The organism is Bacillus bruguierae (assembly GCF_037104725.1).
Classification (GTDB): Bacteria; Bacillota; Bacilli; order Bacillales; family Bacillaceae_G; genus Bacillus_A; species Bacillus_A bruguierae.
On the sequence record NZ_JBAWSX010000044.1, the window covers coordinates 1 to 1,262 of the forward strand.

Here is a 1,262-nt window from a genome sequence, read left to right on the forward strand (position 1 = left end):
AATACTGCAAAAACAATAGAATTTCAAGCTGAAAATACTGCAGTAAAAAATGAGAAATATCCAGACCCTAAAAAGTGGCATAAACAGGATACTACCTGGGCATTGAGTCTTTTTGGAACAGCAATTGGAGCAGGAGTACTCTTTTTACCTATTAATGCAGGTGCAGGTGGTTTATTATCATTACTGTTAATTACCGTACTTGCATATCCTGTAATGTATTACTCACATAGGGCGCTAGCTAAAATGATATACGCCTCCAATTCTGCTGAAGAGGGGATTACAGGTACAATAAGAGAGTATTTCGGAAATAAGGCCAGTATCATTTTTAATATAGTATATTTCGTCTCAATTTATACGATCGTGCTGATGTATTCGGTCGCACTTACAAATACTGCAAGTAGTTTTATCGTAAATCAATTGCACATGCAGGAGCCTCCAAGGGCCATTTTATCGCTTGTATTAGTAATCGGTCTTATAGCTATACTAAATTTTGGTCAAGATATCACTGTAAAGATAATGAGCATGCTAGTATATCCTTTCATAGCTTCTCTACTTTTTATCGCAATATCTTTGATTCCACAGTGGAATACGTCAATGCTTAGTTTTTCAAGTGTTTCTACTGCTTCAACAGGAACAGGATATTTTGGAACGATATTGATGATACTACCAATCATAGTATTCTCGTTCAATCATTCGCCTATGATTTCATCATTTGTTATGAAACAGAGAGCTACCTATGGAATAGAAGCTACTGATGCCAAATGTGCTCAAATACAAAAAGCTTGTTATATCATGACATTCGCTGTTGTTATGTTCTTTGTTTGGAGCAGTACATTGAGTTTAACTCCAAGTGATCTTGCAATGGCAAAAAAGGAGAACTTGTCAATCCTATCATATCTTGCGAATGAGCTTAATTCGCCTATAATCACTATTGCAGCTCCTATCATTGCTTTTGTGGCCATCACAAAGTCGTTCCTTGGTCATTATATAGGAGCATATGAGGTAATGCGTGACATGATTATCAAGTCCAGTAAAAAACGCGGAAAAGATGTAGGAGAAAAAACAGTTAAGACAATGATCCTTACTTTTGTCGTATTAACATGCTGGTATGTTGCGTATGCAAATCCAAGTATTCTTGGAATTATTGATGCCCTTAGTGGTCCGTTAGTTGCTGCTATCTTATGTCTATTACCAATGTATGCGATCCATAAAGTACCAGTACTAGCTAAATACAAAGGGAAAGCGAGCAATGTATTTGTCAT

At 36.4% G+C, this 1,262-nt stretch carries 1 protein-coding gene; it reads left to right on the forward strand.

What is annotated here, in order from left to right; genetic code table 11:
• Positions 1 to 1,262, forward strand: a 1,262-nt coding sequence (locus tag WAZ07_RS26095; RefSeq protein ID WP_336474714.1) for an amino acid permease, incomplete at both ends; no start/stop codon positions are given.